A 6,552-nucleotide genomic window follows, 5' to 3' on the forward strand; every position below is an offset into this window, starting at 1 on the left:
TACGGATCGGCCGCCCGTTTGGATTCAATTTTTCGCCAAAGCTTGCCAGCAAACGGCAGGTAAAGTATATTCGGTGGAGAAAGAGATCGATCGCGGAGGCCCTGTATGTCATATAAAATCACGAAATGGATGATTCTGATCGTTCCGACACTTGTCGTCGGTTTATGGGAATATGTGCGCCATCAATTTTTGATGCCTTATCTTTCTATGGAGCTGGGGAATATTCTTACGCCGTTCATCTTGTTTGGGGTCTGCGTGCCGCTATTGCACCGTTGGTTCTCTTACCTGGAACAGATGCAGGAGGAACTGCAGCGGGAGCGGGCGCTCAAAGCGCGCCTGGAGCAGCGGGAACAGTTGGCCCGGGAGCTGCACGACGGAATTGCCCAGTCTTTGTTCCTGTTGTCGGTGAAGGTCGACCGGGCCGAGCGGCAGCAGGCGGAGGCCGGACAGGCTTATGATTGGCATGAGCTGCGCAAGACGATCCACGAGGTGAACCGCTATGTGAGGGAGGCGATTTCCGATTTGCGCGTCCCTCCGGATTCCCGGCTGCCCGCAAACGGGATCGCCGATTTTCCGGGGCTGATCCGGCAGATGGCGGAGGAGCGGAAGCTGGCGTTGCGTCTGGATTGGCAGTTAAATGAAGAAATGTGGTCGCCCAAAACGCGGATGGAGCTGCTTGCATGCATCCGGGAGGCGATTGTCAATGCGGGCAAACATGGAGGGGTTCAGGAAGTTTGCGTGACCGGGACGGGGGATGCCCAGCGGTTTCGGGTGTCCGTTACCGATGAAGGAACCGGTTTTCAAGCGGATAAACTGCAAGTCAAAGGAAGGTACGGCCTGCAAATTATCCGTGAACGGGCGGAAGCCATGGGATGGACGCTGCAGGTGACGTCCCGGCCGGGCAAAACGACGGTAGAAATAGCGGGAGGAGATGGTTCGAATGAAGGTACGCGTATTGGTCGTCGATGATCATCCGCATGCGCGGGAGGCGATCGGCGAAATTTTGGCGGAGGATGACGGGTTTGAAGTGATCGGCTATGCCGAAAACGGGGATCAGGCGATTGAATTGACCGAGCTGTGGATGCCAGACCTGATCCTGATGGATATTCACATGCCCGGCAAGGACGGGCTCGAAACGACGCGGGAAATCAAGCTTCGCTACCCGTATGTCAAGATCGTCCTGATTACCGTTTCCGATGATGCCGCGCATCTGTTTGAGGCGCTTAAGCAGGGGGCGCAGGGCTATTTGCTCAAAAATTTGGAGCCCGGGACCTGGCTGGAATATTTACGGGCGATCGCCAGCGACGAAGCCCCGCTTTCCAGAGAACTGGCGCTCCGTATTTTGCAGGAGTTTCCGCTCGCGAAAAAAAATGCGGCCGGAGAACCCCCGCTCACCGCTCGGGAGCGCGAGATTCTCGATTGGGTCGCCAAAGGTATGACCAATCGGGAAATTGCTGCGGTTTTGCACATTTCCGATCAGACGGTGAAAAATCATCTGAAAAATATTTTGCATAAGTTGCATTTGGAAAACCGAGTTCAGTTAACAAGATACGCTATGGAGCAAGGCTGGATCGATGCCGGGGAAAAATGATTCCCCCCTCCCCGCTCAAAAGTATCCGAGTTGTTCTTTGGCCGCTTCCGACATCTGTTCAGGCGACCATCTCGGCTCCCAGACGAGATCCACTTGCGGCGAATCGACGCCTAACTGCTCTCTCAGGACCCAAAGGACACCGCCGACGATCGTGTCGTGCATCGGGCACCCCGGTGTTGTCAGCGTCATTTGGATATATACCCTTTCATCGTCAGCCTGAATGTCGTAAACAAGACCCAGATCGACGATATTAACCCCCAGTTCAGGATCGTACACTTCCCGTAGCGACTCGCGGATTTGTTCAACTCTGTTCATGACAGCGTCCTCCTCAATTTGAAAAAATGGTTATCATTTCGGCAAAAATGGAATTAACGGGCGAACACCATGGCGATCAGCGCAATATAGGCGATGGAGAGAAGCGAATAGGCGCCGCCCCCGATCGCCATAACGACGGGTGAATTCAGGGCCAAGCCGGCCAGGACGGATAAGCTCGCGCATAAAATAGCGGTTAAACTTAAATTCACCTGCTGTTCGTTCAACAGGTCGGCCAACACCGGTGTTCCCGGTTTGCCTGCCTGTTTGCCGTATTTATACGTCCACCACAGGAAAGGAACGATTTTGGAAACATAACATAACACCGTAAACGAAACCCAGCCGCTCAGGTAAACCCAGCCGGCCGTGAGCACGGTGCGGTTATCGAGCAAATGCTCGGGCGACCACAACGCCCTCAGCACAAACGCGACCGCAAACGCGGCAAAAATCTGATTGCCCAAAACGGACCATTCGATGCCGGGGCCCGGGCTGCGTTTATGCCGTTTTCGGCGGATTTGCAGCACATGGGCATTATACACGACGACGGCCAGGGCAATGAGGAGCAGGGCCGCCATTTTTAGCCCCATGCCGGAGCCGAATAGGAAGGAGCTGGCGCCGACGAGCACGCCGGCGTTCCACAAGCTCAGCACGATCTTCTGCAGCTTGACCGGATAATCATGGGCCAAATAAAACATCGGCAACAGCTTGTAGCTGAAACCGGTAATCAGCAGTCCAAACCACCCCAGCGTGCCCAGCCAGATGTGGGCGCCGAACAACCGGGCATGCAGTTCGTTCCAAAGGCCGGTGGCAAAGTTAAGTCCCATCGCCATCCCCGATAAACCCGTAAGCAGCAAATAAAAGACCGCACAGCCTGTGCTGATCGTAATCGGGTCCCACTTTCCCGCACGGAATAGCGTAGCCGCCATATTCCAAACGAACAATACAATTCCCGTAAAAGCCAACGTGGCGAACCCGCAATCCAGTAGATGTTGCCTTGGATAAAACCGAACAACAGGCCGAACAGACCTACGGTAAAAGTACAGTAATGGAAGTATCCGAGCCGTTCGCTGTACAGATCGGATTGCAATATGACATGGATCAATTGGTAAACGGCACCCATCGCCAGCATCGTCGCCCAGCCCAGCACGAACAGGTGTACTTGAAACCAGCCGGCCGGGCTGCGGATGCCTTCGCCCAGCCAGCCGGACAAAGACATAAGCGAAGTGGCGTGGAACAGGACGAAGCCGAAGATCCCCGTTACGATGAACAGAAAGGGCGTGCGGGACATGGCCGGCATTGCAGCTCACCTCCTTTAAGGTTTGCGGATTTTCACTTTGGCCGAGCCGTCCGGTTGTTCCTCGATGGTATAGGAGCAGCCCATACCGTTCAGTTCCTCGATCAGAAACACCGGTACCCGGTCATTATGGATGTGCACCTCGTCCCCGGAACTGCAGCGCCCGAGCGCGGCCAGCGTTCTGACCATCGGCTGCGGCGGCTCGAGGCCGCGATTGTCCAGTTCAATCGTTTTCGGCGTTTGCCCGGCGGCTGGCGGTTCTTCGGCTCGTGCCGTCTTCCCGGCGGCTAACGAACCGGAAGACTCACCCCCACATTCGTTCGAGTTCTGCTCTTCGAGAACGGGAACGGATTCGTCCAGCCAGGATTTGTTTGACTTGTGTACGAAAGTGGTGACCCAATGTTCCGGTCCCTGCTCCACGGTTTTGCCGACAAGTCCTTTCATTTTTAGGAGTCCGAGCAGCGGCGTCGGTTTGAAGGTGGCGTGCAGCACGAATATATCGTTATTCCCCAGCGTTTTCACGGTATCCATAATAATCTGGAACGGCTCGGTTTTTTTTCGCAAGTACGGGCGGACATCCAGTTCCACCACTTTGGCTTCATTTCGGTTCATGGCGCTTTCACCTCTTTTTTATCGTTTGCATCGCCGGCTCTCCGTTATCCAGACCGTCCCTAGTGATGCGGAGAACGGCAACCGCGCCTTTGGCGGCATCGTTCAATTGATGAGTCAAAATCGAATAATCCCCCTCTTCGGTGACGGTGAATTCAACGACGGCTCCTCCGCTGGCCGGAAGCAGGACCGACTGCAGCCCGTACAATATGTTTTGCGGGTTGCCGTCAAGGTAAACCCGGTCCAGCGTCGTTCCCACGACGTGGAAAGAGGAGACGTGATTCGGACCCGCATTGCTGACGTACAGGCGCACCTTGTCTCCGACTTTGGCGAGCAGCGGGTGTTCCTTGAGGGAGTAATCGTCGCCGTTAAACACGACATACTCGGCGTCTCCGTCCCGAATGGCATCCAAGTCGTTTTGCTTGTACCATTCGCTCTGCACAATCGTATACTCCCGGTCGATGTCCGGGTCGCTCGGATACCCAGCCTTCGGCTCTACGATGATCATTCCGTACATACCATTGGCGACATGCAGCAAAAGCGGGCTGCTGCCGCAATGGTACATGAAGACGCCGGGGGTGTTCGCCGGGTAGGTAAAGGTGCCTTGCTCATTGGGCATGACGTCGACAAACTTTTGACTGGGCGCAGCATGCACGGCATGAAAATCCATCGAGTGCGGCATGTTCGGGTCCATATTTTTTAGCGTGAATTCAAGCGTATCGCCTTCCTTAACGCGCAGCACGGGGCCGGGTACCGTCCCGTTAAACGTCCAGGCGTTGTAAACCACACCCTTGGAAATTTCCACATCCGTCACCTGGGCGGTCATTTCGATGCGAACGGTCCGGCCTTCCCGCTGGATCACCGGTTTCACGGGAGGCTGGCTGAGCTTTGTTTCCTGCGCCGATACGGCTTCCGAGCCGCGGGGCTGTTCCGCGGGGAAGGTATACCAGGCAGTCAGGGCCATAATAAGGCAGGAGGGGATCAAAAAGTACCATTTGGGTATGTTCATGTCGGTCACCTTTCCATGCGGCCACTCCTCATCAAGATAGTACGGGATCCGCTAACCCAAGCGTACGATCTTCGGCAAAGACGGATTGTGATATAAATCACTTTATATTTGGCGATGTGATTGCATTGCATTTGTTGACAAAGTTTTAGTTAGCAGTTATTATAAGCAATAGTTACGACTTAATATTAAGTAGCTATTAAATAGTAAGTGATAAACAAAAATAGTGGAGGGAAAACTGATGTCCAAAGTTTTATTTGTCAAAGCAAATAACCGTCCGGCGGAACAATCCGCTACAGTTAAGCTGTATGAAAGCTTTTTGAAAACGTACAAGGAAACGCATCCGGAAGATGCGGTTACCGAACTCAACCTGTTTGACGCCGATCTTCCTTACTATGATTTGGACATGCTGAACGGGCTGTTCAAGGTGAGCAAAGGCATCGAGGCGACGCAGGATGAGCAAAGAGCGGCCGACCTGGCCAACACTTATCTCGATCAATTTTTGGGCGCAGACAAAGTCGTCTTCGCTTTCCCGCTCTGGAACTTCACAATTCCGGCCCAACTGCTGACTTACTTGTTCTATCTGAACCAAGCCGGCAAAACGTTCAAATATACCGAACAAGGACCTGTCGGCCTCGTAGGCGACAAGAAAATTGCATTGCTCCAAGCCCGCGGCGGCGTTTATTCGGAAGGTCCGATGGCAGGCCTTGAAATGTCGTTGAATTACGTGAAAAATACGCTGGCTTTCTGGGGCATCAACAACCCGGAAGTCGTCGTGGTGGAAGGCCACAACCAATTCCAAGACCGTGCCGAAGCAATCATTCAGGACGGCGTAAAACGCGCGGCCGATCTTGCCGCCAAGTTCTAATTTTTAAAAAAATACAAATTTTAAAAAGCCGCTTACACGGGTCTATGATCTGTGGGGCGGCTTTTTTTGTTTTAAGAACTCAACTTTCGCAGCAAAAAATCGGCAGACAAGCCTTGATGTAGCTGGGTAAAGCAGCAATCCACTGCCGGAGTTGACACTGAACCAGAGGGATCTCTAAACCGGGCAAGCAACTTGACCGCTTTGCTGCGATCCGCTCAAACATGGAAGTATGGAAGCGTCAACGATGAGGAGGGCGCCACGATCCGCCGAGGTCAGCGCATCTACCTTTCGCACCGTAGCCGTTTCAAGCAGTGTCACAAATCGACGCCAGGTGAGGGGGCCATCTAAAGGGTTCGTGTCAGGTTCGTGTCTTGGTGTCTCGGTGTCCTTGCCTGCTGCTTGCCTTTGCACGATTATCCCTTTCGTTCAGTGAGCAGGGAGCAGGGGGGAGCTAGAACACGGGTTACAAAAAAGAGAGAAGAAAAAGAGATGAGAAAAAATGAGGCGGTTCAGGTAAGATTTTCAGCTTGATAAGGGAATATATGTTCGGTATAATAAAATAAAACGAACATATGTGCGTGAATTCTTGATTCGGGGGCGAGCGAACATGGAAGTTAATGTGGAAACGGAACTTCAACCATTCACCAGCCGTTATAACAGCGAGCAGGCCTGCATGGAGGCGCTGATCGCGATGAAGTGGCCGAACGGCTTTGTCTGCCCGCGCTGCGCTCACACCCGGTGCAGTCGTCTGACTTCCCGGCATATCCCCTTGTTCGAGTGCGGAAAGTGCAAACATCAAACGTCGGCTTTGGTCGGTACGATTTTTGAAGGAACGCATTTGCCCCTGCTCAAGTGGTTCGAGGCCCTGGATT

At 53.5% G+C, this 6,552-nt stretch carries 8 protein-coding genes; 4 read left to right on the forward strand and 4 right to left on the reverse strand.

The features are described from left to right. The first annotated feature begins 105 nt into the window (after nucleotides 1-105). Together ACLD72_RS23635 and ACLD72_RS23640 are read left to right on the forward strand one after the other, a co-directional pair. Complete coding sequence (locus ACLD72_RS23635) at nucleotides 106-969, forward strand: sensor histidine kinase (protein ID WP_411003808.1); 864 nt, start codon at nucleotides 106-108, stop codon at nucleotides 967-969. Next, nucleotides 941-1,591 carry a response regulator gene (locus ACLD72_RS23640; protein WP_411003807.1) on the forward strand — a complete coding sequence of 217 codons (651 nt, stop codon included), beginning with the start codon at nucleotides 941-943 and terminating at the stop codon, nucleotides 1,589-1,591. The genes ACLD72_RS23635 and ACLD72_RS23640 overlap by 29 nt, the downstream gene beginning before the upstream one ends. Nucleotides 1,592-1,606: 15 nt before the next feature. Here the strand turns inward: ACLD72_RS23640 and ACLD72_RS23645 are convergent, their stop codons facing one another. The 4 genes from ACLD72_RS23645 to ACLD72_RS23660 all read right to left on the reverse strand — a co-directional run bounded on the left by ACLD72_RS23645 (nucleotide 1,607) and on the right by ACLD72_RS23660 (nucleotide 4,770). Further along, nucleotides 1,607-1,906 (reverse strand): metal-sulfur cluster assembly factor, encoded by a 300-nt coding sequence (locus ACLD72_RS23645; protein WP_411003806.1) that lies wholly within the window; start codon nucleotides 1,904-1,906, stop codon nucleotides 1,607-1,609. 53 nt (nucleotides 1,907-1,959) lie between these two features. Further along, nucleotides 1,960-2,829 (reverse strand): hypothetical protein, encoded by an 870-nt coding sequence (locus tag ACLD72_RS23650; RefSeq protein WP_458476178.1) that lies wholly within the window; start codon nucleotides 2,827-2,829, stop codon nucleotides 1,960-1,962. Between the two features lie 386 nt (nucleotides 2,830-3,215). After that, nucleotides 3,216-3,809 carry a DUF2249 domain-containing protein gene (locus tag ACLD72_RS23655; RefSeq protein WP_411003804.1) on the reverse strand — a complete coding sequence of 198 codons (594 nt, stop codon included), beginning with the start codon at nucleotides 3,807-3,809 and terminating at the stop codon, nucleotides 3,216-3,218. A 7-nt stretch (nucleotides 3,810-3,816) separates the two neighbouring features. Then, a complete protein-coding gene (locus ACLD72_RS23660) occupies nucleotides 3,817-4,770 on the reverse strand; it encodes a multicopper oxidase domain-containing protein (RefSeq protein ID WP_411003822.1) in 954 nt (317 codons plus the stop codon). 283 nt (nucleotides 4,771-5,053) lie between these two features. Here ACLD72_RS23660 and ACLD72_RS23665 point away from each other — a divergent pair, with 283 nt between their 5' ends. Next, complete coding sequence (locus ACLD72_RS23665) at nucleotides 5,054-5,680, forward strand: FMN-dependent NADH-azoreductase (RefSeq protein ID WP_251587934.1); 627 nt, start codon at nucleotides 5,054-5,056, stop codon at nucleotides 5,678-5,680. A gap of 607 nt (nucleotides 5,681-6,287) precedes the next feature. Next, nucleotides 6,288-6,552: transposase (locus ACLD72_RS23670; RefSeq protein WP_458476179.1), on the forward strand; the 265-nt coding region annotated here is incomplete at its 3' end.

The organism is Paenibacillus lacisediminis, assembly GCF_046567315.2.

What these genes read in the sequence shown, in the direction of transcription:
- ACLD72_RS23635 (WP_411003808.1), top strand. Translation starts at nt 106, where the DNA reads ATGTCATATAAAATCACGAAATGGATGATTCTGATCGTTCCGACACTT.
- ACLD72_RS23640 (WP_411003807.1), top strand. Translation starts at nt 941, where the DNA reads ATGAAGGTACGCGTATTGGTCGTCGATGATCATCCGCATGCGCGGGAG.
- ACLD72_RS23660 (WP_411003822.1), bottom strand. Translation starts at nt 4,770, where the DNA reads ATGGCCCTGACTGCCTGGTATACCTTCCCCGCGGAACAGCCCCGCGGC.
- ACLD72_RS23665 (WP_251587934.1), top strand. Translation starts at nt 5,054, where the DNA reads ATGTCCAAAGTTTTATTTGTCAAAGCAAATAACCGTCCGGCGGAACAA.
- ACLD72_RS23645 (WP_411003806.1), bottom strand. Translation starts at nt 1,906, where the DNA reads ATGAACAGAGTTGAACAAATCCGCGAGTCGCTACGGGAAGTGTACGAT.
- ACLD72_RS23650 (WP_458476178.1), bottom strand. Translation starts at nt 2,829, where the DNA reads ATGGCGGCTACGCTATTCCGTGCGGGAAAGTGGGACCCGATTACGATC.
- ACLD72_RS23655 (WP_411003804.1), bottom strand. Translation starts at nt 3,809, where the DNA reads ATGAACCGAAATGAAGCCAAAGTGGTGGAACTGGATGTCCGCCCGTAC.